This window comes from Erwinia sp. BNK-24-b, assembly GCF_047456155.1.
In the GTDB taxonomy this organism is placed as follows: Bacteria; Pseudomonadota; Gammaproteobacteria; order Enterobacterales; family Enterobacteriaceae; genus Erwinia; species Erwinia phyllosphaerae.
The window spans coordinates 4,181,837-4,206,411 of sequence record NZ_CP179901.1; the positions used below are offsets into that span (position 1 = coordinate 4,181,837).

Below are 24,575 nucleotides of genomic sequence, written 5' to 3' on the forward strand. Positions count from 1 at the left end.
AATTGCCAGATGATATCAAAACGTAACCCCTGGCACGCGCCTGTCGCGGCCAGCTGGTGGAGAAACAACGGCTTTTATCGCTTTTATATGCTGCGTGAAGGCACCGCCATCCCCGCGCTGTGGTTCAGTATCGAGATGATTTTCGGCCTGTTCGCCCTCAAGCGCGGCGCGGAGAGCTGGGATGTTTTTATCGTCTTTTTGCAGCATCCCGTAGTGCTATTTTTGAATCTGGTCGCGCTGGCGGCCGCGCTGCTGCACAGCAAAACCTGGTTTGAGCTGGCGCCAAAGGCTGCCGTTATCGTGATCAAAGAGAAAAAACTGTCGCCCCGGCCGCTGATTATCGGTCTGTGGATCGCTATGGCGGTAATAAGCATGGCCGTTCTGGCTGCCGCGTTGCTGCTACAGGAGGGATAATGAAAAACCAACACCGTTCCGATGAACCGCTATTCTGGGGACTGTTTGGCGCTGGCGGTATGTGGGCCGCACTCGTTTCGCCAGTCGTGGTGCTGCTGGTAGGGATCATCCTGCCGCTTGGGCTGGCCTCACCGCAGGCGTTTAGCTATGAGCGAATTCTCAGCTTTGCGCAGGCCTGGCCCGGACGCCTGTTCCTTTTTCTGGCTATCGTTATGCCGCTCTGGTGCGCGCTGCATCGGCTGCATCACCTGATGCACGATATAAAAATCCACCTTCCGGCCAGCAAATGGTTTTTTTACGGTCTGGCCGCCATCCTTACCGTCGTCACCGCTATTGGCGTTGTCACGATCTGATTAACAGGCGGCTACCGGCCGCCTGCATAAAATGGCCTATACTTAAGCTATTCAAACGCAAAGGAATCGCTTATGTCTCTGTGGAAAATGCTGGCCGCCGGTGCTGGTGCCCTTCTTTCTGTTGCCTGCGCCACTACGCCGCCAAAAGGCGTGACGCCCGTGGAAGGCTTTAATGCCGATCTTTATCTGGGCAGCTGGTATGAAATTGCTCGTCTGGATCACCGCTTTGAGCGCGGGCTGGACCACGTTACCGCGACCTACAGCAAGCGCGATGACGGCGGGCTGAAAGTCATCAACCGCGGCTTTAACGTGAAAAAACAGCGTTGGCAGGAAAGTATCGGCAAGGCGTACTTTACCGGCTCGCCCAGCCAGGCGGCGCTGAAAGTCTCTTTCTTTGGCCCATTCTATGGCGGTTATAACGTTATTGCGCTGGACAACGCTTATCAGCACGCGCTGGTGTGCGGGCCGAACAGGAATTATTTATGGATATTGTCGCGTACGCCGCAAATTGACAGCAAGGTGAAAGAAGAGCTGACCGCGAAAGCTCGTCAGGCCGGTTTTGACGTCGCTAAGCTTATCTGGGTAAAGCAGGATTAAGAGCCTGTCGTGCCTGAATGGATAAAGACATAACAAAATGGCCGGTGTTTAACACCGGCCTGCTTTTTTACTGTGCGGTGCGCTGAATAGCCCGTCCGCCCGCGGAAACATCTTCACCTACGCCACGCGTCGTATTACAGGCGGTGAGTGCAGAAGAAAGCACCAGGACGGCGAAAAACGCAACAATACTTTTCTTTAACATAGCAAGATCCTTTTAGGCAGAAGTAAAGTACAGCGTAGTAAGCATAGCCGTAATTTTGCGAACGCGTCCGGTGAGATACGGGAGAAAAAAGAGAAGTCAGCTGGCCGCGTGTGAGATAGCGCCGCCCAGATGCTGGACGTCCTCACCAAAGCCGTGGAAGGTATTGCAGGCGCTGAGCGCGCAGGTCATTAACAAAGCAACAGCAAGAAATTTAATGCGGTTAATCATCAACGAGGGCTCACTAATAGGGGCCTGAATAATCAGGCCCATACGGCTTATTTTACGCGAGAAACGTATTCACCTGAACGGGTGTCTACTTTAATCACTTCGCCAATCTGTACAAACAGTGGCACTTTAACAACCGCGCCGGTAGACAGCGTGGCTGGCTTGCCGCCGGTTCCTGCGGTATCGCCTTTCAGGCCTGGGTCGGTATCAACGATCTCCAGCTCAACAAAGTTTGGCGGCAGTACCTGAATAGGTTTGCCGTTCCACAGCGTCACGATACACTCTGCGTTATCCAGCAGCCATTTTGCCGCGTCGCCTACGGTCTTCTCTTCAACAGGATGCTGTTCAAAAGTTTCCGGGTGCATAAAGTGGTAGAACTCACCGTCGTTGTACAGGTAGTTCAGGTTAGTATCTACAACGTCCGCGCCTTCGGCAGAGTCGGTAGATTTAAAGGTCTTCTCAACGCGAGTACCGGTCAGCAGACGACGCATTTTCACACGTGCGAAAGCCTGGCCTTTGCCTGGTTTAACAAACTCGCTGGCTTCGACGGCGTAAGGTTCGCCTTCGAACATGATTTTAAGACCGGGACGGAAATCGTTGCTAGAATAAGTCGCCATAAAGGCCCTCTACAATTTAATACTGGTACTTAGCCAAAAAAATGGCACACATTGTAACCCTAAATACCCCTTCGCGAGAAGAATGGTTGCATCAACTTGCTGATGTAATCACTGACCCTAATGAATTACTGCAACTTTTAGGCCTTGATTCCCATCCTGAGCTGCTGGCTGGCAATGATGCACGCCGCCTTTTTGCGCTGCGTGTCCCGCGCGCCTTCGCGGCAAGAATGCGAAAAGGCGATGCGCAGGATCCGCTGCTGCTGCAGGTCATTACCAGCAGCCGGGAGTTTATTGATGCTCCAGGTTACAGTACCGATCCGCTCGACGAGCAAAGCAGCGTAGTGCCGGGACTGTTACATAAATATCATAATCGCGCGCTGCTGCTGGTAAAAGGTGGCTGCGCCGTCAATTGCCGCTACTGTTTTCGTCGTCATTTTCCTTACTCTGATAATCAGGGTAACAAGCGCAACTGGCAGCAGGCGCTGGAGTATATCCGACAGCAGCCGCAACTGGATGAAATTATTTTCTCCGGCGGCGATCCGCTGATGGCGAAAGATAGCGAGCTGGAGTGGCTGATTAGCGAACTGGAGCAGATCCCCCACCTGAAACGGCTGCGTATCCATAGCCGTTTACCGGTGGTTATCCCTGCGCGAATTACCCGGCGCTTCTGTCAGCGGCTGGCGGATTCTCGTCTACAAACGCTGCTGGTTACCCATATCAACCACGCTCAGGAAATTGACGACGAGCTGCGGCAGGCCATGCAGCAGTTAAAGCAGGCTGGCGTAACCTTATTAAATCAAAGCGTTTTACTGCGCGGCATCAACGACAGCGCCACTACGCTGGCCGAGCTAAGCAATGCGCTGTTTGATGCAGGTATACTGCCTTATTATCTGCACGTGCTGGATAAGGTTCAGGGCGCGGCGCACTTTTACGTTTCTGACGAGCAGGCCAGGGCGATTATGCGGGAGCTGTTGAGCAAGGTGTCCGGCTATCTGGTGCCGAAGCTGGCAAGGGAAATTGGCGGGGAGCCAAGTAAAACACCGCTGGATTTACAGCTGCGCCAGCTGTAGATAAAAAAACAGGAGAGGGTTTTTGCCTCTCCGCAGGCCGCTGACAAACTTAAAGTCCTTTATCATCAGCCTCTCTCCTGTCTGCCGCCACGTCAGGCAGTGCGTTCTGACTGTCGGTTTACGGGCACTTATAAACCTGGCCGCTCATCTTACTGTCCAGCGGAGCGAAGCCTGACCAGATGTTCTGGGTTGGGCTGGTTGCGCCGTAAATAACATTGCCGCCCATTTCTGCCGCACGGTTGCGTAAATCGTTTGCTGCCCCGCGTAATGAGCTGCTTTCGCCGCCGCCAGCACCGCTAAACCAGTTGCTTTGCGAGCCGGTCAGGTTGCCCAGCAGCTGACAGCTGCTGGCTGGCTGCCGATCGGTAAAGGTGACGCGCTGACCCGCAGAACTCAGTGTGGTAGAGCTGCTACAGCCTGCCAGCAGCAGCAATGCCGCTACAGAGAGTCCCGGCAAGACGTTAATCCGCATTTTAATCTCCATTATTATTAACAGAATCCTCCGCAGATTATCATAAAATCACCGGCACGCCTGTACTTCTGGTGGCGATAGCGTGAAAAAGCGCAGGGTCAACAGGGACCTCAAAGGAGGCAGCCGGGAAAGTATCGCTACAGGTAACGTCACCATTTAATAAAAAAATATATCCAGTCCCAACAATAAAATAACGAAAACCGCTATGAATAGAAATTAATTAACACCTGACTCTCTTCTCTGGTGATGTTTCGTTTAATTTCCCCCCGACCGATACTGTTACCATCAAAAAGAATAGCAGAATTATCTTAAACTCATTTCATCAGGTGATTGTTATGTTATTGCTACCCATAATAAAAAGATTGAGGTTGCCAGCGAGACCATCAGCCCTGCTTCTTCTGGCAATCAATTTACCCTATGCCTTTGCAGAGCCTACGGTAGTTAATATAGATAATGAACATATTCATATAAATTCAATAACAGCAAATGAAGCTATCTATAACATCACTAACGGCGGCAGTTTAACGGTCAGTAATTCCCGCGCCGGTTTTACCTCCAGAAGGCAGACGCATTCCCTTAGCGATGCAACGCTCAAGCTAGGCAGCGGCGCCATTTTCTCCGGCGATATTAACAGTAACAATAGCCATATAATGTTTTCAGGCAGTACTTACACGGGTAATATCCTTGCCTCGCCTGAATCAAGTCTGGGCGACGTCTATATTAATAGTTCCACCTTTAATGGCGGTATCAGAACCGGAAGCAACAATGCGAACTACACGGTAGCGATTAAGGATAGCGAATTTAATGGCCAGGGAATAATCTCACCGCTGGCTATTTATAGCGGCAGGCTTAACATTGAAAACAGTGATTTCAACAACCATAACTTTCCCGTCATTGATATCAGAAACAGCACCTCGGCGGTACTGAAAAATGCCACAGTGAACAGCACCAGCGATTATAATGATGCAAACGTGATTGGTATATCAGGCATTTATCTACAAGATGTCGCCAGCACCACTATTATGGATTCTACCATTGTCAGCGACGGCACGGCGGTCAGAGCCTACAACAGCGTTAATGCCGGAGATATAAATATTCTTTTTATTGGCAACTCTACGCTGAAGGCCAAAGCAGCAGCAGCGCTTGAGGCGAGAAACAGCGATATTATTATCTATGAATCAACGCTAACTACCGGCAGCAATGGCGATACTGTTGCCTGCTATACCGGTTCATCCGCAATAAACGGCTGCGGCGCTTTGAATCTGGCAGGCTCTACGGCTATAGTCAGCCAGCGCTCCGCGCTTAACAGCGATAACGTGGGCGTATTTATTACCGGCAGTGACGCCACCGAGCTTGATATAAGCAACTCTTCTGTTCATGCGGAAAAAGCCGCCTTCAGCGTTAACAGCGGTAATGCCACTATATCTGTGCGTAATAGCCATGCAGCCCTGCCTTCTGTTGTCAGCAACGAAGGTGTGATTCTGGAAGCGCTTAATAATAGCCAGGTCGACCTGTCGCTTTCTAACGTTAACGCTAAAGGGGATATTTATGCTGATGAAAGCAGCCGGGTAAGGACGTCTTTAAAAGGCGCAAGCTGGCTGGAAGGCAGTATTTTTGGCGCGAACAAACTTGAGGTTAGCCGTGAGGCGACCTGGAAAATGACCGCAGATAATCATATCAAAGAACTGTTATTCACTGGCGGCACTGTGCGCCTGCCGGATGCCAGCCCGGATAATCAGTTTCACACTTTAACAATTGACAGCCTTACGGGTAGCGGGCACTTTGCCCTTAATACCAACCTGCAAACTATGCAGGGCGATAAGCTGCATATTACCAAAGATCTTTTTGGCGCCTTTACCCTGGGAATTGCCAACAGCGGTGCGGAGCCTGACGATCCTGATGCCATACTTAATGTTATTCAGGGACCATCCAGCACGGCGCTGTTTTCGTTATATGGCGGCAAAGTCGATGCGGGCGTCTGGCAGTACAACCTTGTGCAGAAAGGCAATGACTGGTATCTGGTAAACAGCCATCGCTCCGAAGCGCCTGATATGCCCGGCACACCGGATACGCCTGATATGCCTGGCACACCGGATGCGCCGGATACGCCCGACGCCGCTGATGGAGATAGCGCTGTCGTTCCACAGCCTTCGCTTACTCCCTCTGCCAAAACCTTATTGAATATGGCGGCCGCGCCCGTCTATATCTTTAATAACGAACTGCAAAACAGGCGGCAACGTCGTGGCGAAAGTCAGAGCAAAGATGACGGCGTATGGGGACGCTATCTTCAGCAAAGTACTTATGTAACTACCGAGATGAATGCCTGGCGGCTGGCTCAAAACGGGTTTGAACTGGGCGGAGACAAAGCGATACCGGTGCAGGACGGCAGGCTGCAGGTCGGCTTGCTGGCTTCGATAACCAGTAATGCCGTCAGACACGAAAGCGGCACCACCAGCCAGGTCAACAGCTACAGCGCTGGTGCTTATGCCAGCTGGTTTAAAGACAACGGTATGTATATGGACGCGGTAATAAAAGCGAACCGTTTTAATAATCAAGTGTATACACGGATGAGTAATGGCGTCGCTGTTAACGGTAGCTATAGCCAGAATGGCGTAGGGGGTGCACTGGAAAGCGGCTGGCGCGTTGCGCTGGCGAACAATTACTGGGCCGAGCCCTTTTTTCGCGTCACCGCCTTTCGGGCAGGCAGTAAAAACGTGACGCTGAGTAACGGTATGACGGCGCACGTTCGGCATCCGGCTTCTGCGCAGGTGCAAACAGGTCTGCATCTGGGTAAGCGCCTGAAGCTTAATAAAGCCGTACTCAATCCTTACCTGAAAGCCAGCGTGGCTAAAGAGTTTGTTAAATCCAGTAAGGTTCGCCTGAATCATCGCTGGGATTTTAATGATGCCGCTGCCGGTAGTGCGGCACGCTATGGCGCAGGTATTGATATCTGGCTGGCGAAGGAAGCTGCCCTGTTCAGCGAAATCAATTATCAGAATGGCCGCCATATTGAATCACCGCTGGCCGCTAACCTGGGTGTCCGTATCGGCTTCTGATACGGGCCGGCAACGTTCTCTGGATAACCGCCATAAAAAAAACCTGCCGTTTCCGGCAGGTTTTTTTGGCTTACGAGCGATAAGCGACGTATGTCGACTTACATCATGCCGCCCATGCCGCCCATTCCACCCATGCCGCCGCCAGCGCCTAAGTCTGGTGCGTCACCTTTTGGCAGGTCGGTAACCATGCACTCGGTGGTGATCATCAGGCCAGCAACGGAAGCCGCGTACTGCAGAGCAGAACGGGTTACTTTAGTTGGATCCAGGATACCGAAGTCGATCATGTTGCCGTATTCTTCGGTCTGCGCGTTGTAACCGTAGTTACCTTCGCCCGCTTTCACCATGTTCGCTACAACGGAAGGTTCTTCACCCGCGTTGGAAACGATCTGACGCAGTGGAGATTCCATCGCGCGCAGCGCAACTTTGATACCCACGTTCTGGTCTTCGTTCTGACCAGTCAGGCCAGCCAGTACGGCCGCAACGCGAACCAGCGCTACGCCACCACCGGCAACCACGCCTTCTTCTACTGCCGCACGGGTAGCGTGCAGAGCATCTTCAACGCGGGCTTTCTTCTCTTTCATTTCAACTTCAGTTGCTGCGCCAACTTTCAGTACGGCCACGCCGCCTGCCAGTTTAGCTACGCGCTCCTGCAGTTTTTCACGATCGTAGTCGGAAGTTGCTTCTTCGATCTGCTGACGGATCTGAGTCACGCGACCGGAGATTACAGACTCTTCGCCCACGCCATCAATGATGGTGGTGGTGTCTTTGTTGATCACTACGCGTTTTGCCTGACCCAGGTCTTCCAGCGTCGCTTTTTCCAGCTCCATACCGATCTCTTCAGAGATAACGGTACCGCCGGTCAGCACAGCGATGTCCTGCAGCATAGCTTTACGACGGTCGCCGAAGCCAGGTGCTTTAACCGCAGCCACTTTCACGATACCGCGCATGGTGTTCACCACCAGCGTAGCCAGCGCTTCACCTTCAACATCTTCAGCGATGATCAGCAGCGGCTTGCTTGCTTTTGCCACGGCTTCCAGCACTGGCAGCATTTCGCGGATGTTGGAGATTTTTTTGTCAGCCAGCAGGATGAACGGTGATTCCAGCTCAACCGCACCGGTTTCTGGCTTGTTGATGAAGTAAGGAGACAGGTAGCCGCGATCGAACTGCATACCTTCAACCACGTCCAGCTCGTCCTGCAGGCCGGTACCTTCTTCAACGGTGATAACACCTTCTTTACCGACTTTTTCCATTGCCTGAGCAATCAGGGTACCCACGCTCTCATCGGAGTTAGCGGAGATAGTACCTACCTGGGCAATCGCTTTGGAATCAGAGCAAGGCACGGAGAGTTTTTTCAGTTCTTCAACAGCGTGAACCACGGCTTTATCGATACCGCGCTTCAGATCCATTGGGTTCATACCAGCGGCTACGGCTTTCAGACCTTCGTTAACGATAGACTGAGCCAGTACGGTTGCGGTAGTGGTGCCGTCGCCCGCAGCGTCGTTCGCTTTAGAGGCAACTTCTTTCACCATCTGCGCGCCCATGTTTTCGAACTTATCTTCCAGTTCGATTTCACGAGCTACGGAAACGCCATCTTTAGTGATGGTTGGTGCGCCGAAGGATTTATCCAGCACCACGTTACGGCCTTTCGGGCCCAGGGTTACTTTTACCGCGTCTGCCAGTACGTTTACGCCACGGAGCATTTTTACGCGTGCGTCATTACCGAATTTTACGTCTTTAGCTGCCATTATCAATATCCCTTAAATTCGTTTGGTTCAATGAGTTACGTAAATTACGCTTCAACAATTGCCAGAATGTCGCTTTCAGAAATGATCAGCACTTCCTGGTTGTCGATTTTCTCAGTTTTCGCACCGTAGCCTTCGTTGAAAATCACGATATCACCGACTTTTACGTCCAGGGATTTCACGTCACCATTTTCCAGGATACGGCCATTGCCAACAGCCAGCACTTCACCGCGGGTAGATTTACCTGCAGCGGAGCCGGTCAGAACGATGCCACCAGCTGATTTAGATTCCACTTCTTTACGCTTGACGATAACACGGTCGTGCAATGGACGAATTTTCATTGATAGTTCTCCTTTGAGAAGTCAATCAGTCAGTTTTGGATGATTGCCGGGCTTCACTGGCACCGGCCTCGTGACGGAAGAGATAGGGACAGAGGGAAGGGCTTTCAAGGGGCAAAAAATAAAAATTTTGCTTCTGCTTCACAATTGACCAATTAACCGCCACTTTCTGCAGGAGAAAACCAAAAGGCGGGGATCCCGCCTTTTTGACCGATTAACGATCGTCGCGCTTGTCGTCGTGTTCAATCAGCGTGGTGTCTTTGCGCTCATATTCGCCGTCCACGGTGTAACCGCTATCCGGCCCTGCACCCGCCCCGCGCCAGACGCGCAGATGCGGCATCAGCTTCAGCGTTAAATGTTTTTGCACCGGTGGCAACAGCAGCAGCAGACCCAGGAAGTCGGTAAAGAAACCGGGCAGCAGCAGTAAAAAGCCGGCCAGAATCAGCGAGACGCTTTTCAGCATCTCCGCCGCCGGGCTTTCGCCCACCGCCAGCTTTTGCTGCATCAGCATAAAGTTCTTCATGCCCTGGTTTTTCACCAGCGAAATACCAATAGCGGAACTGAAGATCACCAGCAGCAGCGTCATCAGTACGCCCAGTACGTGAGCAACCTGGATAAAAATGCTGATTTCGATCCAGGCGAGAAGAATAAGTAGTAAAAACGGTAGCCAGCGCACCGCAGTCTCCTGTCGGTTAGAGCTATCACGCAGCAGGCGTAACGGCATAAAAAAGAGATCGTTTATCGATCAAGTCTATAAAAGATGGGCACGCTGCGTAACCTTTTCAACCTTAACCGACGAATTAGCGCGTAAACAGCCATAAACGGCCGGGCGGCTCCACTATTATTAGCGCAGACAAATGTCTATTAGCGCAGACATTTGTCGCTTAAGAGAGAAACCGTTCATGCTTCACAGAATATAGTCGTGTGCTGTTTAAGACAAACAGCTAACATGTGGCACCAGACTGGTGACGATTTAACTATCACTCTACTACTGTTTATCAAAGTTATAACCGGCAGCAATAACAAGAAGGTGCTCATGGCTAACGACATTCGTATCGAAGAAGACCTGTTAGGTATGCGAGAAGTTCCTGCGGATGCTTACTACGGTGTTCACACTCTGCGTGCGATTGAAAATTTTTATATCAGTAACAGTAAAATCAGTGACATTCCGGAATTCGTCCGCGGCATGGTAATGGTGAAAAAAGCGGCGGCAATGGCCAATAAAGAGCTGCAAACTATTCCACGAAATATTGCCAATGCAATTATCAAAGCCTGCGACGAAGTATTAGATAACGGCAAATGCATGGATCAGTTTCCGGTTGACGTCTATCAGGGCGGCGCGGGCACTTCCGTCAACATGAACACCAATGAAGTACTGGCGAACATCGGTCTGGAGCTGATGGGACACCAGAAAGGCGACTATCAGTTTCTTAACCCCAACGATCACGTCAATAAATGCCAGTCGACCAATGATGCCTATCCCACCGGTTTTCGCATCGCCGTTTACAGCTCTATTTTAAAGCTGCTGGACGCTATCGGAAAACTGAGCGAAGGCTTTGAGCGCAAGGCGATTGAATTCACCACCATTCTGAAGATGGGTCGCACCCAGCTTCAGGATGCGGTGCCGATGACGCTGGGCCAGGAGTTCCACGCGTTTAACGTGCTGCTGAAAGAAGAAATTAAAAATATTCTGCGCACCGCTGAACTGCTGCTGGAAGTTAACCTGGGCGCCACGGCTATCGGCACACGTCTTAATACGCCGGATGGCTATCAGCAGCTGGCGGTACAAAAACTGGCGGAAGTCAGTAACCTGCCTTGTGTACCTGCAGAAGATTTGATTGAAGCCACCTCGGACTGCGGCGCTTACGTGATGGTTCACAGCTCGCTGAAGCGTCTGGCGGTGAAGCTGTCGAAAATATGTAACGACCTGCGCCTGCTCTCTTCCGGCCCGCGCGCTGGCCTGAACGAGATTAACCTGCCGGAACTGCAGGCCGGCTCTTCCATCATGCCCGCCAAGGTAAACCCGGTCGTGCCGGAAGTTGTTAACCAGGTCTGCTTTAAGGTCATTGGTAACGACGTAACGGTAACGATGGCCTCTGAAGCCGGACAGCTACAGCTGAACGTGATGGAGCCGGTGATTGGCCAGGCACTGTTTGAGTCGGTGGATATTCTGACCAACGCCTGCCTCAACCTGCTGGAGAAGTGCGTAGACGGCATTACGGCTAACAAAGCGGTATGCGAAGCCTACGTCTTTAATTCGATCGGTATCGTAACTTACCTGAATCCCTATATCGGCCACCATAACGGCGATATCGTCGGCAAAATCTGTGCTGAAACAGGTAAGAGCGTGCGTGAAGTGGTGCTGGAGCGCGGTCTGCTGACCGAAACCGAACTGGATGACATCTTCTCAACGCAGAATTTGATGTATCCGGTTTATAAAGCGAAACGCTACACCGATGAAGATTAATCTTCATTGAGAAGCGCAAAGGCACGTTGGTTCACTGAACAACGTGCCTTTTTTTATGCTGCCGTTTACATGGTATCAACGAACTTCTAACCGGGAGAGAACACATTATGATTTTACCAGAGCTGATTGTCGTGCTGGCGGCAATATATCTGGGCGCGCGGCTTGGCGGTATCGGCATTGGCTTCGCTGGCGGCGCAGGCATGCTGATCCTGACGCTGGCTTTTCAAATCAAACCGGGCGCGATCCCCTTTGACGTGATCGAAATTATTATGGGGGTAATCGCGGCCATTGCGGCAATGCAGGTCGCGGGCGGCATGGATTATCTGGTCAGCCTGGCCGAACGCCTGTTAAGGAAGCATCCGCGTTATATCACTTTTCTGGCACCGCTGGTCACCTATACGATGACGCTGTTGGCCGGTACTGGCCATACCGCGTTTTCTACGCTGCCGGTCATTGCTGAAGTCGCTAAAGAACAGGGCGTCCGCCCTTCCCGGCCGTTATCGATTGCCGTTGTCGCTTCGCAGATTGCGATTACCGCATCCCCTATTTCGGCCGCTGTGGTTTTCCTCTCCGGCATCCTTGAGCCAAAAGGCGTCAGCTATCTGAGCCTGCTGGCGGTGGCTATTCCCTCCACAATGGTTGCCCTTTTCCTTGCCGCTCTGCTGACTAACTTCCTGGGGAAAGAACTAAAGGACGATGCGGTTTACCAGCAGCGACTGGAAAAAGGCGAAGTCACGCTGCGCGGCGCGACGGTGTTCGAAGAAAAGCCCGGCGCGAAACGTTCGGTGCTGCTCTTTCTGTTGGGTATTGTCGCCGTGGTGCTCTATGCGACAGCGATCAGCGATACCGTCGGGCTGATTAAAAATCCGGTATTGCCGCGCAATGAAGCTATCGTGATATTTATGCTGACCATTGCCGCGCTGATCTGCCTGAGCTGTAAAGTCGATACGGCGAAAATCCTTTCGGCCAGCACCTTCCGTTCGGGGATGAGCGCCTGCGTCTGCGTGATGGGCGTTGCCTGGCTCGGCGATACTTTTGTGAAGGCCCATATCCATGAAATTCAGGACTTCGCGGGTAATTTGCTACAGGAGTACCCCTGGATGCTGGCCGTTATCCTCTTTTTCGCTTCTACGCTGCTCTATTCCCAGGCCGCGACGACCAAAGCGCTGATGCCCGCCGCGCTGCTGCTGGGCGTGTCGCCACATACCGCTATCGCTTCTTTTGCCGCCGTTTCCGCGCTGTTTGTGCTGCCGACCTACCCTACGCTGCTGGCTGCGGTAGAAATGGACGATACCGGCTCCACGCGCATTGGGAAATTTGTCTTCAACCACTCTTTTATTATTCCAGGTACGCTGGCGATTGCGCTGTCTGTGGCCTTCGGCTTTATCTTCGCCCATCTTGTGCTGTAACGATCTGGCGGGCCGTGACGGTCCGCTTCGTTTTTGTTTGTTAAATCCCGCCTCAATAAACGCCTTGCACGCCAGGCGCATTTACATCCTGAAAAAGCGTCGGCCATAAGGCCGTGATATAGTTTGCGCCTTACGGAGCATTGCCGGGCCCGGACGCGTCGGGATCGCCCGTTTTCTTAATTTCGTCACCGGAAAAATGATTCCCGCTATGACTAAGCGCCTTACATCCTACTTGCTGCTGTTGATGGCCATTCTGCTCAGCTTTAACGCCAGCGCCTCGCTGTTCGGACAGCATAACAACAGCCACTTCGGCACCGTCGATCAGGCTTTCAGCTTCGATTTTAATCAGCGAGCCGACCAGCTGACGCTGAGCTGGCAGGTGTCGCCCGGCTACTATCTTTATCGCCAGCAGATAACCCTTGCCGCTCAGGGCGCAAAGCTGGCCGACTGGACGCTGCCGCCCGGTAAACCGCATGAAGATGAGTTTTACGGGAAAACGCAAATTTATCCCGATAGCCTGAAACTGCCGTTAACGATTTTGCAGGCCGATAAAGGCGCTACCCTTAGCGTCACTTATCAGGGCTGCGCCGCTGCGGGCTTCTGCTATCCGCCGGAAACCCGTTCCGTGCCGCTGAATGAAGTTATGGCAGGCGGCCAGGCTCCTGCCACGGCCCAGTCCGTGCCGGTACAGCACAACGCCGCCTCGCCTGAAGTACAGCCCGCTGATAACAAGCTTCCTTTTTCGCCGCTGTGGGCTTTGCTGATCGGTATCGGCGTCGCTTTTACGCCGTGCGTGCTGCCCATGTATCCGTTGATTTCCGGCATTATTTTGGGCGGTAACCGCCATTATTCGCTAAAACGTCTGTTCGCCCTGGCGATGCTTTACGTTCAGGGAATGGCGCTGACCTATACGGTGATGGGCGTGATCGTCGCCGCTGCCGGACTGCGTTTTCAGGCCGCGCTGCAGTCGCCCGTGGTGCTGACTGGCCTCTCTGTTCTGTTTATCCTGCTGGCGCTGTCGATGTTTGGTCTGTTCACCTTGCAGCTGCCTTCTGCGCTGCAAACCAGGCTGACCCTTCTCAGCAATCGTCAGCAAGGCGGCTCGCTGCCCGGCGTCTTCTTAATGGGCGCGCTGGCCGGACTGATCTGCTCGCCCTGCACTACCGCGCCGCTTAGCGCCATCCTGCTTTATATCGCGCAAAGCGGCAATCTGCTGGCTGGCGCAGGCACGCTCTGGCTATATGCGGTTGGGATGGGCTTACCACTGATTGTCGTTACCCTGTTTGGTAATCGCCTGTTGCCGAAAAGCGGCGCCTGGATGCAGACCGTCAAAGAGGGCTTTGGCTTTGTTATCCTCGCGCTGCCGGTATTTCTGCTGGAGCGAGTGGTCGGTGAAGCCTGGGGGCTACGTTTGTGGAGTATGCTGGCCGTGGCTTTCTTCGGCTGGGCTTTTATCAGCCTGAAAGCCGCTAACGGCTGGCAGCGCGTGGGGCAAATCCTGATGCTGGCCGCGGCGCTGGTGGCTGCGCGACCGTTGCAGGACTGGGCGTTCGGCGCACCGGTCAGCGAGAATCACGCGGCTTTGAGCTTTACTCGTATTAACGACGTCGCCCAGCTTAATCAGGCATTACGGCAGCACGATGGGCGGATCACCATGCTCGACCTTTATGCCGACTGGTGCGTGGCCTGCAAAGAGTTCGAAAAATATACGTTCAGCCAGCCGCAGGTACAGAACGCTCTGAATAAAACGCAGCTGTTACAGGCAAACGTCACGACAAATAATGCGCAAGACAAAGCGCTGCTGGCGCAGCTGAAGGTGCTGGGGCTGCCGACCATTCTGTTTTTTGATGCCGAAGGTAAAGAAATACCCGGCTCGCGCGTTACCGGTTTTATGGACGCCACGGCTTTTCAGCAGCATTTGCAGAAACTGGCGCAGTAAACGACACTAGAGAAGAATTTTACGGCCACGGTCGTAAATAATGCATTCAAGAGGAGAGTCACTTGCAACGTGAACAGGTACTCGAGCATGCACTGAACGTACTCGAGCAAAATGGGCTGGCCCCTTCAACATCTTTTGCCATGATGGCGAACGCGGCGGCCTGCCAGCAGGAAGATTTACAGCGCTACTGGCCCGACCGCGAGGCGCTGCTGTATGACGCTCTGCGCTACCATAGCCAGCAGATCGATATCTGGCGGCGCAAGCTGCTGCTGGATGACACGCTAAGCACGGAACAGAAGCTGCTGGCGCGTTATCAGCTGCTGGAAGAGGCGGTAAATAACAATCGCTATCCTGGCTGCCTGTTTGTGGCGGCGTGCAGCTTTTATCCGCAGGCGGATCATCCCGTCCATCAGATTGCCGATCAGCAAAAGCGCGCCTCCTGGCAATATACCCATCAGCTGTTAACGCAGCTGGAGACGGATAATCCCGAACTGGTTGCGCACCAGATGGAGCTGATACTGGAAGGTTGCCTCAGTCGCCTGCTGGTTAAGCGCAACGTGCAGGAAGTGGCAACGGCTCGCTCGCTGGCAGAAGATGTGCTGAGCATCGCGCTTTGCCGTCGAAACGGCGCGCTGAGCTAAAAAGATCAGGTGCCAGAAGTGATGCGCTAGCCTGAAAAGCGGAACCGGGTGGCGGAAGTGATGCACTGGCCTGAAAAGCGGAACCGGATGCCGGAAGTGATGTCCCCCCCTGACTAACTTTCAGCCTTAGCGCCCAAAAAGCAGGCGATCGGTCACGATTTCCCGCTTTTTTATGACAAAGCCGTTGACGCCGTACGCCCTTTACGGTTTAATGCGCCCCGTTGCCCGGATAGCTCAGTCGGTAGAGCAGGGGATTGAAAATCCCCGTGTCCTTGGTTCGATTCCGAGTCCGGGCACCACTAATTTAGTTTCATGGCGTTCTTATAAGTCCTGAAACGCTAAAAAATAAGTAATTTAAAAAACCTGATGGTACTGAAAAGTTCCGTCAGGATTTTTGACATCAAGAGTTTCTAAGCGCCGTTGGTTTAATAAACGCCGTAGCCTCCGTCACGCCACTTACCGATATTGCTGTCCGCAACGCCAGGCCGCTCTATAACCCCTACAAACTCTGCGATGCTTACCAACATTTAATGCCTTACGATGTGTGTACTACCTGAACAAAATCAGGGGCACGCTTATCAAATACCGTACGAATAATCTGGGCCAGATAGAGTATTAAACTGCACTATACCCTTGCTTCGGGTCATTCTTATACTGCGGAAACGCCAGCTTCAGGGCCCCTTGTTCCACCAGCGGTTTTAAGTACTGCTGACGCAGTGCATTAGGATTACGACTAAGGATCTGCCCCAGTGCAGCAACGGAAATATACTGTCCCTGACACACATCCAGGATCACACTCTTCATCAGCTCTTTATCCCCCAAACGCAACTTTTCACGCGGAACTGCGGCTAAAGTAAATAACGAATCCCGGAAAGACTCGATAAGATTGTCAACATCATCAATATAGGGTCTATCGATAAAGCGGTTAAGCAAACGTCCATACTCATCTCGGGACGCAGGTTGATCGCCTTCGGCGTTATATATGGAGCTTTCCCCATTATATGTGGACCTCTGCTCGTTATGTGTGGAGCTCCCATCGTTATGTGTGGACCTCTGCTCGTTATATGTGGAGCTCTCATCGTTATGTGTGGACCTCCGCTCGTTATATTTGGAGTCCTCTTCGTTATGTGGAGAGCTTACCACCGCACCAAGTGAGAACACCTCATCCGGTGTCATGACCGATACACCGGGCAAGGTATAATATTTGCTTTTCTGCTCGCCCCCTGCGACCAGAAAATCTTTACTTTCCAGACGAGGAAGCGTCAACGTGACTTCGCGAGAGTGTCGGGTTGTTAACAGACAAGCTCGTTCATGGTTGACCCAGCCTTCAATCGCCGCCGTTGCAACAATTACCTGTTCAAAGTCATCAAGCAGATCGAAGGTTTCGCCAAATCGTTGGTGCAGGTCATCCAGAACATGCTGCGGGATCAGGCTAGCGGTAGAAAGCTCTAATAGCGTCTGTGCAGGAAACGTTTTTTCCCAAAGTTTGGGGGTTCGCCAGTTAGCCGATTTCCAGCCGCTGAAAATCTTCGGCATCCCTGAACCCGCTTTTTCGCCTAGCCCAATTAACAAAAACATCTGATGTAACAACCTGTTGCGGCAATCACTGACGCCACCTGCAATCACATCCTCTAACGGCAGGCGCATCAAGCCGGGGTTACGAAAGCCAAACATATCGGGACGTTTGACGATCAAAATAGAAACCCGGTCGGTAAAATCTGCATGGACCAGCGTGTTTACTAACGCTTCACGCAGCGCGATATGTACTGGCGTATCCGTTCTGCGCTGGCCCTCTTCAAGCGTAAAGGGTACTTTCAAATCAGCGGCTAGTTTTTGGTATACTTTACGGTAAAAATCAAACAGGTTTCCTGACCATGTACCGTCCGGACACACCCTGTCTACCCAACGAAGCTCCGTTTTTGCCTGGGGCCTTTCCTGATAATCCACCATGTAGTTAGGTGCAGCAGCAGTAATCGCATCCCATTTGCCAAACATGAGAATACCGGCCAGTGTTATGCCCTCTTTTCCGGTTTCTCTGTCTTTACGCCACCCACCCACTATTTTAAATAGTTCAAACGGCTCACAGGCCAGATAAGGATGCTGCGGGTTATTTGCCGAAAGCAGATTGCGGTAAACTTTTAAACTGTCCAGATCGATATCTTCCTGAAAAGTGTAGTGCTCAGAAAGCACTTCGTTATCACGGCTATCGTGGATCTGCTCAGCAAGCATCCGCTTGACGGTCATATCATCACAAAGGCGATCGCCTTCGTGCAAACGTTGATAGGTGTTACCAAATGGAGACTTTTTCAGGTGAACCGGCTTTTGTTTACGCATCGCCTGTGGAATATGGATTGCCAGAACGTCCGTTCCCTGCAAAGAGACCCATTGCACATCGTTTTCCGACCTCAGCACATTCGTACTGACTCGATCGCGATCGTTTAACTGATTAAACAAATCGGTCTTAATCTTTTCGGGATCGGCAATACCAACTGGTGTAAATTTTCCGGCCTGTTCTTTTACACCAAGAACTACCCAACCGCCCCGCCCATTTGCCATTGCGGAATAGGTGGGCCAGAAGTCTTTCGGTAGTTCGCCTTTGCCGTCTTTCCCCCCTGCCAGCTTGAACTCTACCTGTTCCGACTCGACAAGGGTTTGCAGATCTATAATGTCTTTTATTTGCAAAGGCATACAGATTCCTCAGGCTGAAAATATTTGGTTATAACATACCGCATCTACCAAATATCCGGTAGATTGCTAAGGATACTGATGGATCCTTCGGCCTTATATAACGCCTTCTGCCACATGACCCGTTCCTCTTCCACTATTCCCGCAGGCAAGAATTCCCGCTCCAGACGACCACGTGGCAAACGGGTCAAGTGGCGATAAAAATCGACTCTTCATTAAGCAAGTCATCAGGTATTGCTTGCTGCGCTTTTACCGGTTCAGGAACGTCGCTATGGCTGGCATATTGATCAAACAACTCACGATCCATGAGCAGGATATCAGGCGTTGCGCGACAGTGTCTGGCTCTCACCGGCATCGGTAGCCCCAGCTATCCCTATCTCCTTAACAGGCAGCGCAGAACAGAGCTGGATGCTCATTGCACGTCAAGACCGCACCCTAAAATCGAGATAGTGTCGGATAACGCTGAAAGTTGATGCTGACACTGTTCATTTTTAATCACCAGCACACGCCACGCGGGCAATGTCGTTCCCGCCGGTTCTGCTGTTGTTATCAATCCTTTCTAAAATTCGATGAATTCCGCCAGTGAATCTGTGCATGTAAAAGCGTTGCGCTGGCAGGTTCATCCGGCTTCTGTAACCTGTTAAGCAGGCGCTCCACGATATTATCAGCGAGCAAATCGATCTGGACCTCTGCCGTGGTCAGTGAAGGCAGCCATCCCTCTGCGTCGCTCAGACCATCAAAACCCGTTACCGCAATCTCTTCGCCCGGCTTTTTACCCAGATACTGCAGCGCATTCATGGCACCAAAGGCGACCACGTCCTGATAGCAAACGAATGCCGTTATGGCTTCGTCAGCGTTAAACAGCGCTAAGGTAGCCTTGCTCCCGGCGCTGATGCTTGAAGCGCAGTAAACCGCGCGAGATTCATGCCAGTCCAGCCCACAGTCTTCATGAGCATCCTTCCAGCCCTGCAGGCGTTGACGCCGCAGACGCGAATTCTGGCTCCCCCCCATAAAGGCAATATTTTTATGGCCATCCTGGATTAAACGATGGGTAATATCGTAAGCAGCCTGGTAGTTATCAATACCAATAAAATCGCTGTCGTGACTGCCGGTTGGGCGCAGGAAGGTGACGGTCGGTGTGAGATTACGCCAGGCCTCAAGGTGCTCACGCGTTGTATCCCAGGTCGGACACAACAGCACGGCAAGCGCATTGTGGCGCTGCATCAGATGCAGATACTCCTGCTGGCTTTCAAGCCTTTCATCCGAACAGGCCAGAATGGTGGCATACCCTTTTTTCGCCAGCTTGCGGTTAACTCTGGCGAGCAGCTCGGTGTAATATGGATTACTCAAATCATGAATAACAAGCCCAATGATATTGGACTTGTTACTTCTGAGCGTGGCGGCCGTTTCGTTATAGGTGTAGTTAAGCGTGTTAATTGCATCAAGAACGCGCTGGCGGGTTTTTGCTGAGACTTTGCCCGCCCGGTTACTGATAACGTTCGATACTGTGGCCACCGAAACGTTAGCCAGTGCTGCAACATCGACGACCGTCGCACGTTTTGTCATGCTTTATCACACTCCACTAAAAGATGCCTGTAAACGCGCCGACGCCCGCAACCGCAAGAGTAACAAGCATGGCCCTGACCACTGACTGACGATATCGGGTCAGTAGAAAACACGCTCCCGGGACCGCGGGCAACGGTAACAATGCGGGAAAATGTCGTCAAGAATGTTTTGTACGTACGCCCGCACTCAAATCGCCTTCCACGATTCAATCTCGCTCATCAACTTCCGTCCACGGCGCGGCGTGAATGTGCTTCATGCTACGTACTCAGGCAGGTCCCCCTCGTTAGCCGAAGTCACGGTCACAGAACTCTGGTTTGCTAAAACGCTGGCTGCTGTACCGGTCGTAAAATGGCTCGCTGCGGATTCTACTCTGTAAATCCCGGAATAAAAGGAAGCAAGATTATTCGATTTACCTTTTCACTGTCGAACATCCTCAATTAAAGTTCTGACCACGATCACGAATTACGTTATTGCTGGCACCGCCCTTTTTATTAAAACAATTTAAAATCAAAAAGATATTTAATTCACTCTAAATTCAGCCTCTGTTTAAAGAATTTATTTTAGTTTAGACTCCTCACCAATTAAGGTTAATCGTTTAACTAAAGAGGCGGACTATGGGTTATCTGAAGCATCCCGTTAACTACGACAAGTTTCCGGCCGTAAAGGTAAATGGCGTGAATAGCGCTTATCAGGGGTGGCAGCCTGTCGCAGAACAAATCATTAAAAAACTGTCGGCTCGTGAGAATGCAATCGTCGTCATCGATTGTTATCCCGGCGTAAGCCTTTCCGCTATCAAATCCGCATTGGGTGCCACAGCGGTGTTCAGCAATGCCAGCTGGTTTGATGCCGATAGCTGCTTTATGCAAGGGGCCGAACTGGAAGCCCGTCTGGCAGATACGCTGACCGACGATCGCGTTTTTGGCGTGATGAGCTGCGCGAAGCTGGCAGATTATCTACTCCCCGGCGCGTCGGAGAAGATGAAGAATAGCGTTGCGGCAACGAAGGGGTTACGCGTGGTGATGGGCACTGGCGCGGCACTGCTGGTTGAAGGTGATGTCCTGATTTATGCCGACTACCCGCGCTGGCAGCGACAGCTCGACTGGCGGGCCGGCAGTAGCAACTGGCAGGCAGAAAATCCAGATGAAGACATTCTGAGAAAATATAAGCGTGGCTTCTTCTGGGAGTGGCGGGTTGCCGATCGTCATAAGCGCGAGCTGTTCACACGCTTTGATTTTTACCTTGATGTCCTGGCGCAGCCGGCGGCAATGATCGATAACGCCGCCTTTCACGCCGGTCTGGATGCTTGCCTTAAAACCCCTTTCCGCCTCAATCCGTTTTTCGATCCCGGTGTCTGGGGAGGAAAGTGGATGGAAGAGGTCTGTGCTTTACCGCCGGGCGAAAAAAACTACGCATGGTGCTTTGATGGCGTACCGGAAGAGAACAGCCTGACGCTAAAATTTGCTGCGACAGCCATCACCATGCCCGCCATCAATCTGGTGCTGGCGCGCCCGGAAGCGCTGCTCGGCCAACGCAACTATGCACGCTTTGGCGCAGAGTTCCCGATTCGCTTTGACTTCCTCGACACCATGTCGGGCGGCAACCTCAGCCTGCAGGTGCATCCTTCCACCGACTATATCCAGCAAAATTTCGGCATGCACTATACCCAGGATGAGAGTTATTACATCCTCGATGCGGGCAGCGATGCCAGCGTGTGGCTGGGATTGCGGACGGGAGTAAAACAGGAAGAGTTAGTTACGGCGCTGGAAGAAGCACAGCAAACCGGCACCTTCGATGCTGAAAAATACGTCAACCAGTTCCCGGTAAAGAAGCACGATCATCTGCTGATCCCTTCCGGCACCGTACACTGCTCGGGCAGCAACGCAATGATTCTGGAAATCTCCGCGACGCCCTATATTTTCACCTTTAAATTGTGGGACTGGGGCCGTCTGGGGCTGGACGGCAAGCCGCGCCCGGTGCACCTCAACCACGGCAAAAAGGTAATGCGCGAAGAACGAGACACCGAGTGGTGCCGTCGTGAACTGGTCAATGTCATTACGCCGCTGGAAGAACATGCAGAATGGCGCAGCGAGCGCACAGGGCTGCATGAGCTGGAATTTATTGAGACCCGTCGTTACTGGATTAACGGTGCGGTAACGCTAAATACCGGCGGCGAATTCCAGATGTTAAATCTGGTCGAGGGCCAGGCCGTACTGATTGAAAGTCCTGCTAACCAGTTTGAGTCCTTTACTGTCCACTACGCCGAAACCGTGATTATACCGGCAGCGTCAGGCGAGTATCGCCTGCGTGCTCTGCACCAACATGAGACTGGCGTGATTGTTGCCAGTGTCCGTCAGGCGGAGCAGGCATGATGATGACGCATGCTCAACAGTTTGTTTCGTGGATAAAAAACAGCGCGCTACCGCTATTTTTACAGCAAGGTGTCAAAACGCTGCCGGACGGAGCCGTTTGTTTCCGCGAAACGTTACCGGATGAAGGTTCGCTGACGCGCAGCCGGGTACAGACACGCCAGCTATATGTCTACGCCCATGCCACGAGAACGGGCTGGCTGGATGCACGCCAAACGCTGGATGCCGTAGCAAATCGCGGCCTCAGTCATTTCACCAATGCTCAGGGAGCATTTTTGTTTGCCGACGGAAACACGCCACTCGCTCATCAAACTAATGCCTACGAGCAGGCATTTGCCCTGCTGGCCTATAGCGAACTGTATGCCCTGACCGGCGAAGCGCAGTTTCATCAGCGTGCCATGGCGCTATATGACTGGATGCAGACCAATCTGGCCCTGGCGGAAGGAGGATATGCCATCAATACCCGACGCCCGGCGATGCTGAGTCAGAACCCCAACATGCATCTTTTTGAAGCCATGCTTGCCTGGTGGCGTCACACCGGGGAACCATGCTGGCAGCAGGAGGCGCATCGCCTGTTTAACCTGTTTACCGATCGCTTATTTCATCATGAACGGCATTGCCTGGTTGAGTTCTTCTCACCCGGCTGGCAGGCCGATGCCCCTGAATCGCCGCATGTTGACCCGGGCCATCACCATGAATGGACGTGGCTGCTTTACGAGTATCAGAAGCTTTCCGGTGTGGATACCCTCTTCTGGCGCGATGCGTTGCAGCGCTTTGCTATACAGGCAGGCGAGAACCCGCGTACCCTGGCGGTAACGAATGAGGTTTACCATGACCAGACGCCGTACCGTGAGGGGAGCCGCCTGTGGTGCCAGACCGAACGCCTGAAGGCCGACGTTGTGGCCTGTGAGACACAGCAGGAAGACGCTGCTTACCGCAGGCTGGATCGGCATGCTGCATTGATGATGGCGCAGTATGTCAACGGAGAGAACAGCCGTCCTTATTGTGATGAAATCGATGCCAGCGGCAGGCGTCTGGCGCAGGCTTCACCGGCTTCGACGCTCTATCACCTCTATGTGGCTTGCCGGGAAATCGACAACCTGATGCAAAATTGTAGCAAATTAAGTTAATCGAATAACCTTTTTTATTTAAAAACCACCTGTTAAAAGATTTTTATAAGAGATAACAAAACTCAACTTATGGATTTTGCGGGGTTAATCACTTTAACAACATACATTAAATAATATTAATCGATTAATCTAAACTCAGCTAACATGGAGACAGAATATGCGAATAACTCACCATAAACGCTCTGACATTATGGGTCAGGAATATAAACACCCGGGCAACGCTTTTGCCTCTTTCCCCCTCCGCTGCGCCGGGAAGTTTATTATTCCCGCCATACATTTCACTATCAGCAAGAAGCCTCGGGCAGCGGCGCGCCACGCTAAAAGCCTGGGTAAGAGAGGAAGCTTATGATCGCCTTTATTATTGCCACCCACGGCCCTCTGGCTGAGGCGCTGCTCGCCAGTGGCCAGATGGTGTATGGCGAATTGCCGCATGTTTCCGTAGTGACGCTTAGCGAACAGGCGGGGATTGAAGGATTCAGGCAGGATTTCACTAAGGCGCTGGCCAGCGCTGGCCAGAATGCCGACGGCGTGGTGGTTTTGTGCGATCTGCAAAGCGGTACGCCGTGGAACGTCGCCTGCCAGCATGCCTTCTCCCCGCAGATGACGCCCCCCGTCGCCGTGCTGGCGGGCGTCAATATCCCCATGCTGCTACAAACCGAAGAGGTCAACCACCTGACGGACGTTCACGATGCGGCGGCAAAACTGCTGGAACTGACCGTGCCAACCCTGACAAAGGCAGCCCCCGTTCTCTCTGTCCAGTCATCTGATTTTTAGGAGGAAATAACGATGAGTATTTCTTTTGTTCGCATCGACGATCGGGTTATCCACGGGCAACTCGTGACGCGCTGGGCTAAAGAGTTACCCTGCGAAGGGATTATCGCCATTGATGACGCCGTCGCAGCCGATCCCCTGCTCTCATCAGTGATGAAAGGCGCGATTCAGGATACCAAAGTCTGGCTGTTCGACGTCGCAACGGCCATTGAAAAACTGCCGAAAATCATCGCCAGCGAGAAGCGTTACTTTGTGATTTGCAAGTCCCCCGTCACGCTACAACGTATTGAAGAAACCGGGATCGACCTGAAAAACGCCAGCGGTAAAATCAACGTAGGGCCAATGAGTTCACGCGCCGATACCATCACCATTGGCCCCAATCAGTCGGTCAACGCTCAGGAAATTGCCGCTTTCGACTGGCTGGTACAGCGCGGGCACCGGGTAGAATTCCGCCTGGTTCCGGATGCCAGTAGCTATAGCTGGCAGGATGCCCGTCAGAAGCTGAAATAAGGGAA

Annotated in this window: 23 protein-coding genes and 1 tRNA gene; 14 read left to right on the forward strand and 10 right to left on the reverse strand. The window is 52.4% G+C overall.

Annotation, left to right across the window (positions count from 1 at the left end; genetic code table 11):
• Nucleotides 1-9 precede the first annotated feature (9 nt).
• From frdC to ACMGGR_RS19325, 3 genes are all read left to right on the forward strand, one after another.
• Nucleotides 10-414, forward strand: a complete 405-nt coding sequence (gene frdC / locus ACMGGR_RS19315) for a fumarate reductase subunit FrdC (protein ID WP_246761393.1) — start codon at nucleotides 10-12, stop codon at nucleotides 412-414.
• Nucleotides 414-767 (forward strand): fumarate reductase subunit FrdD, encoded by a 354-nt coding sequence (frdD, locus tag ACMGGR_RS19320; protein ID WP_246761392.1) that lies wholly within the window; start codon nucleotides 414-416, stop codon nucleotides 765-767. Before frdC ends, frdD begins: the two co-directional genes overlap by 1 nt.
• 72 nt (nucleotides 768-839) lie before the next feature.
• Nucleotides 840-1,364: a lipocalin family protein gene (locus ACMGGR_RS19325; RefSeq protein ID WP_246761391.1), complete on the forward strand. Its 525-nt coding sequence runs from the start codon at nucleotides 840-842 to the stop codon at nucleotides 1,362-1,364.
• Nucleotides 1,365-1,431: 67 nt separating this feature from the next.
• Here the strand turns inward: ACMGGR_RS19325 and ACMGGR_RS19330 are convergent, their stop codons facing one another.
• The 3 genes from ACMGGR_RS19330 to efp form a co-directional block, all read right to left on the reverse strand.
• The gene (locus ACMGGR_RS19330) at nucleotides 1,432-1,566 is read right to left on the reverse strand and encodes an entericidin A/B family lipoprotein (RefSeq protein ID WP_246761390.1); all 135 of its coding nucleotides are present in this window, start codon (nucleotides 1,564-1,566) and stop codon (nucleotides 1,432-1,434) included.
• A gap of 96 nt (nucleotides 1,567-1,662) precedes the next feature.
• Nucleotides 1,663-1,794, reverse strand: coding sequence for an entericidin A/B family lipoprotein (locus ACMGGR_RS19335; protein ID WP_246761406.1), 132 nt, complete (start codon nucleotides 1,792-1,794; stop codon nucleotides 1,663-1,665).
• A gap of 47 nt (nucleotides 1,795-1,841) precedes the next feature.
• Entirely contained in the window at nucleotides 1,842-2,408 is a 567-nt protein-coding gene (efp, locus tag ACMGGR_RS19340; RefSeq protein WP_246761389.1) for an elongation factor P, read from the reverse strand.
• Between the two features lie 41 nt (nucleotides 2,409-2,449).
• Between efp and epmB the strand changes: the two genes are divergently transcribed.
• On the forward strand, nucleotides 2,450-3,478 hold the full coding sequence (gene epmB, locus ACMGGR_RS19345; RefSeq protein WP_246761388.1) for an EF-P beta-lysylation protein EpmB: 1,029 nt from the start codon (nucleotides 2,450-2,452) through the stop codon (nucleotides 3,476-3,478).
• A 118-nt stretch (nucleotides 3,479-3,596) separates the two neighbouring features.
• Here epmB and ACMGGR_RS19350 read toward each other — a convergent pair whose 3' ends face one another.
• Entirely contained in the window at nucleotides 3,597-3,950 is a 354-nt protein-coding gene (locus ACMGGR_RS19350) for a DUF4156 domain-containing protein (protein ID WP_414147636.1), read from the reverse strand.
• Between the two features lie 650 nt (nucleotides 3,951-4,600).
• Here ACMGGR_RS19350 and ACMGGR_RS19355 point away from each other — a divergent pair.
• Entirely contained in the window at nucleotides 4,601-7,006 is a 2,406-nt protein-coding gene (locus ACMGGR_RS19355) for an autotransporter outer membrane beta-barrel domain-containing protein (RefSeq protein WP_414147637.1), read from the forward strand.
• A 98-nt stretch (nucleotides 7,007-7,104) separates the two neighbouring features.
• Here the strand turns inward: ACMGGR_RS19355 and groL are convergent, their stop codons facing one another.
• The 3 genes from groL to ACMGGR_RS19370 form a co-directional block, all read right to left on the reverse strand.
• Nucleotides 7,105-8,751 carry a chaperonin GroEL gene (gene groL / locus ACMGGR_RS19360; protein WP_246761385.1) on the reverse strand — a complete coding sequence of 549 codons (1,647 nt, stop codon included), beginning with the start codon at nucleotides 8,749-8,751 and terminating at the stop codon, nucleotides 7,105-7,107.
• 44 nt (nucleotides 8,752-8,795) lie between these two features.
• Nucleotides 8,796-9,089, reverse strand: coding sequence for a co-chaperone GroES (locus ACMGGR_RS19365; protein ID WP_246761384.1), 294 nt, complete (start codon nucleotides 9,087-9,089; stop codon nucleotides 8,796-8,798).
• Nucleotides 9,090-9,300: 211 nt separating this feature from the next.
• Nucleotides 9,301-9,762, reverse strand: a complete 462-nt coding sequence (locus ACMGGR_RS19370) for an FxsA family protein (protein WP_246761405.1) — start codon at nucleotides 9,760-9,762, stop codon at nucleotides 9,301-9,303.
• Between the two features lie 360 nt (nucleotides 9,763-10,122).
• On the opposite strand from ACMGGR_RS19370, the gene aspA reads away from it, so the two are divergent.
• From aspA to ACMGGR_RS19395, 5 genes are all read left to right on the forward strand, one after another.
• Nucleotides 10,123-11,553 carry an aspartate ammonia-lyase gene (aspA, locus tag ACMGGR_RS19375; protein ID WP_246761383.1) on the forward strand — a complete coding sequence of 477 codons (1,431 nt, stop codon included), beginning with the start codon at nucleotides 10,123-10,125 and terminating at the stop codon, nucleotides 11,551-11,553.
• Nucleotides 11,554-11,660: 107 nt separating this feature from the next.
• Nucleotides 11,661-12,962, forward strand: a complete 1,302-nt coding sequence (locus ACMGGR_RS19380; protein WP_246761382.1) for an anaerobic C4-dicarboxylate transporter — start codon at nucleotides 11,661-11,663, stop codon at nucleotides 12,960-12,962.
• 208 nt (nucleotides 12,963-13,170) lie between these two features.
• Nucleotides 13,171-14,901, forward strand: a complete 1,731-nt coding sequence (locus tag ACMGGR_RS19385) for a protein-disulfide reductase DsbD (RefSeq protein ID WP_414147638.1) — start codon at nucleotides 13,171-13,173, stop codon at nucleotides 14,899-14,901.
• A 62-nt stretch (nucleotides 14,902-14,963) separates the two neighbouring features.
• A complete protein-coding gene (gene dicD, locus ACMGGR_RS19390) occupies nucleotides 14,964-15,542 on the forward strand; it encodes a division control transcriptional repressor DicD (protein ID WP_246761380.1) in 579 nt (192 codons plus the stop codon).
• A 223-nt stretch (nucleotides 15,543-15,765) separates the two neighbouring features.
• A tRNA-Phe gene (locus tag ACMGGR_RS19395) sits at nucleotides 15,766-15,841 on the forward strand.
• Nucleotides 15,842-16,157: 316 nt separating this feature from the next.
• On the opposite strand, the gene ACMGGR_RS19400 is transcribed toward ACMGGR_RS19395, so the two are convergent.
• The 3 genes from ACMGGR_RS19400 to ACMGGR_RS19410 form a co-directional block, all read right to left on the reverse strand.
• On the reverse strand, nucleotides 16,158-18,230 hold the full coding sequence (locus tag ACMGGR_RS19400) for an RNA-binding domain-containing protein (RefSeq protein WP_414147639.1): 2,073 nt from the start codon (nucleotides 18,228-18,230) through the stop codon (nucleotides 16,158-16,160).
• Between the two features lie 409 nt (nucleotides 18,231-18,639).
• On the reverse strand, nucleotides 18,640-18,732 hold the full coding sequence (locus ACMGGR_RS19405; protein WP_414149000.1) for a hypothetical protein: 93 nt from the start codon (nucleotides 18,730-18,732) through the stop codon (nucleotides 18,640-18,642).
• Nucleotides 18,733-18,776: 44 nt separating this feature from the next.
• The gene (locus tag ACMGGR_RS19410) at nucleotides 18,777-19,793 is read right to left on the reverse strand and encodes a LacI family DNA-binding transcriptional regulator (protein WP_414147640.1); all 1,017 of its coding nucleotides are present in this window, start codon (nucleotides 19,791-19,793) and stop codon (nucleotides 18,777-18,779) included.
• Between the two features lie 614 nt (nucleotides 19,794-20,407).
• Here ACMGGR_RS19410 and ACMGGR_RS19415 point away from each other — a divergent pair.
• The 4 genes from ACMGGR_RS19415 (at nucleotide 20,408) to ACMGGR_RS19430 (ending at nucleotide 24,570) form a co-directional block, all read left to right on the forward strand.
• Nucleotides 20,408-22,162: a class I mannose-6-phosphate isomerase gene (locus ACMGGR_RS19415; protein WP_414147641.1), complete on the forward strand. Its 1,755-nt coding sequence runs from the start codon at nucleotides 20,408-20,410 to the stop codon at nucleotides 22,160-22,162.
• Nucleotides 22,159-23,289 carry an AGE family epimerase/isomerase gene (locus tag ACMGGR_RS19420; RefSeq protein ID WP_414147642.1) on the forward strand — a complete coding sequence of 377 codons (1,131 nt, stop codon included), beginning with the start codon at nucleotides 22,159-22,161 and terminating at the stop codon, nucleotides 23,287-23,289. Before ACMGGR_RS19415 ends, ACMGGR_RS19420 begins: the two co-directional genes overlap by 4 nt.
• A 345-nt stretch (nucleotides 23,290-23,634) precedes the next feature.
• Complete coding sequence (locus tag ACMGGR_RS19425) at nucleotides 23,635-24,063, forward strand: PTS sugar transporter subunit IIA (protein ID WP_246761375.1); 429 nt, start codon at nucleotides 23,635-23,637, stop codon at nucleotides 24,061-24,063.
• Between the two features lie 12 nt (nucleotides 24,064-24,075).
• Nucleotides 24,076-24,570 (forward strand): PTS system mannose/fructose/N-acetylgalactosamine-transporter subunit IIB, encoded by a 495-nt coding sequence (locus ACMGGR_RS19430; RefSeq protein WP_246761374.1) that lies wholly within the window; start codon nucleotides 24,076-24,078, stop codon nucleotides 24,568-24,570.
• The last annotated feature ends 5 nt before the right edge of the window (nucleotides 24,571-24,575 follow it).

What these genes read in the sequence shown, in the direction of transcription:
- frdC (WP_246761393.1), top strand. Translation starts at nt 10, where the DNA reads ATGATATCAAAACGTAACCCCTGGCACGCGCCTGTCGCGGCCAGCTGG.
- frdD (WP_246761392.1), top strand. Translation starts at nt 414, where the DNA reads ATGAAAAACCAACACCGTTCCGATGAACCGCTATTCTGGGGACTGTTT.
- ACMGGR_RS19325 (WP_246761391.1), top strand. Translation starts at nt 840, where the DNA reads ATGTCTCTGTGGAAAATGCTGGCCGCCGGTGCTGGTGCCCTTCTTTCT.
- ACMGGR_RS19330 (WP_246761390.1), bottom strand. Translation starts at nt 1,566, where the DNA reads ATGTTAAAGAAAAGTATTGTTGCGTTTTTCGCCGTCCTGGTGCTTTCT.
- ACMGGR_RS19335 (WP_246761406.1), bottom strand. Translation starts at nt 1,794, where the DNA reads ATGATTAACCGCATTAAATTTCTTGCTGTTGCTTTGTTAATGACCTGC.
- efp (WP_246761389.1), bottom strand. Translation starts at nt 2,408, where the DNA reads ATGGCGACTTATTCTAGCAACGATTTCCGTCCCGGTCTTAAAATCATG.
- epmB (WP_246761388.1), top strand. Translation starts at nt 2,450, where the DNA reads ATGGCACACATTGTAACCCTAAATACCCCTTCGCGAGAAGAATGGTTG.
- ACMGGR_RS19350 (WP_414147636.1), bottom strand. Translation starts at nt 3,950, where the DNA reads ATGCGGATTAACGTCTTGCCGGGACTCTCTGTAGCGGCATTGCTGCTG.
- ACMGGR_RS19355 (WP_414147637.1), top strand. Translation starts at nt 4,601, where the DNA reads ATGTTTTCAGGCAGTACTTACACGGGTAATATCCTTGCCTCGCCTGAA.
- groL (WP_246761385.1), bottom strand. Translation starts at nt 8,751, where the DNA reads ATGGCAGCTAAAGACGTAAAATTCGGTAATGACGCACGCGTAAAAATG.
- ACMGGR_RS19365 (WP_246761384.1), bottom strand. Translation starts at nt 9,089, where the DNA reads ATGAAAATTCGTCCATTGCACGACCGTGTTATCGTCAAGCGTAAAGAA.
- aspA (WP_246761383.1), top strand. Translation starts at nt 10,123, where the DNA reads ATGGCTAACGACATTCGTATCGAAGAAGACCTGTTAGGTATGCGAGAA.
- ACMGGR_RS19380 (WP_246761382.1), top strand. Translation starts at nt 11,661, where the DNA reads ATGATTTTACCAGAGCTGATTGTCGTGCTGGCGGCAATATATCTGGGC.
- ACMGGR_RS19385 (WP_414147638.1), top strand. Translation starts at nt 13,171, where the DNA reads ATGACTAAGCGCCTTACATCCTACTTGCTGCTGTTGATGGCCATTCTG.
- ACMGGR_RS19400 (WP_414147639.1), bottom strand. Translation starts at nt 18,230, where the DNA reads ATGCCTTTGCAAATAAAAGACATTATAGATCTGCAAACCCTTGTCGAG.
- ACMGGR_RS19410 (WP_414147640.1), bottom strand. Translation starts at nt 19,793, where the DNA reads ATGACAAAACGTGCGACGGTCGTCGATGTTGCAGCACTGGCTAACGTT.
- ACMGGR_RS19415 (WP_414147641.1), top strand. Translation starts at nt 20,408, where the DNA reads ATGGGTTATCTGAAGCATCCCGTTAACTACGACAAGTTTCCGGCCGTA.
- ACMGGR_RS19420 (WP_414147642.1), top strand. Translation starts at nt 22,159, where the DNA reads ATGATGATGACGCATGCTCAACAGTTTGTTTCGTGGATAAAAAACAGC.
- ACMGGR_RS19425 (WP_246761375.1), top strand. Translation starts at nt 23,635, where the DNA reads ATGATCGCCTTTATTATTGCCACCCACGGCCCTCTGGCTGAGGCGCTG.
- ACMGGR_RS19430 (WP_246761374.1), top strand. Translation starts at nt 24,076, where the DNA reads ATGAGTATTTCTTTTGTTCGCATCGACGATCGGGTTATCCACGGGCAA.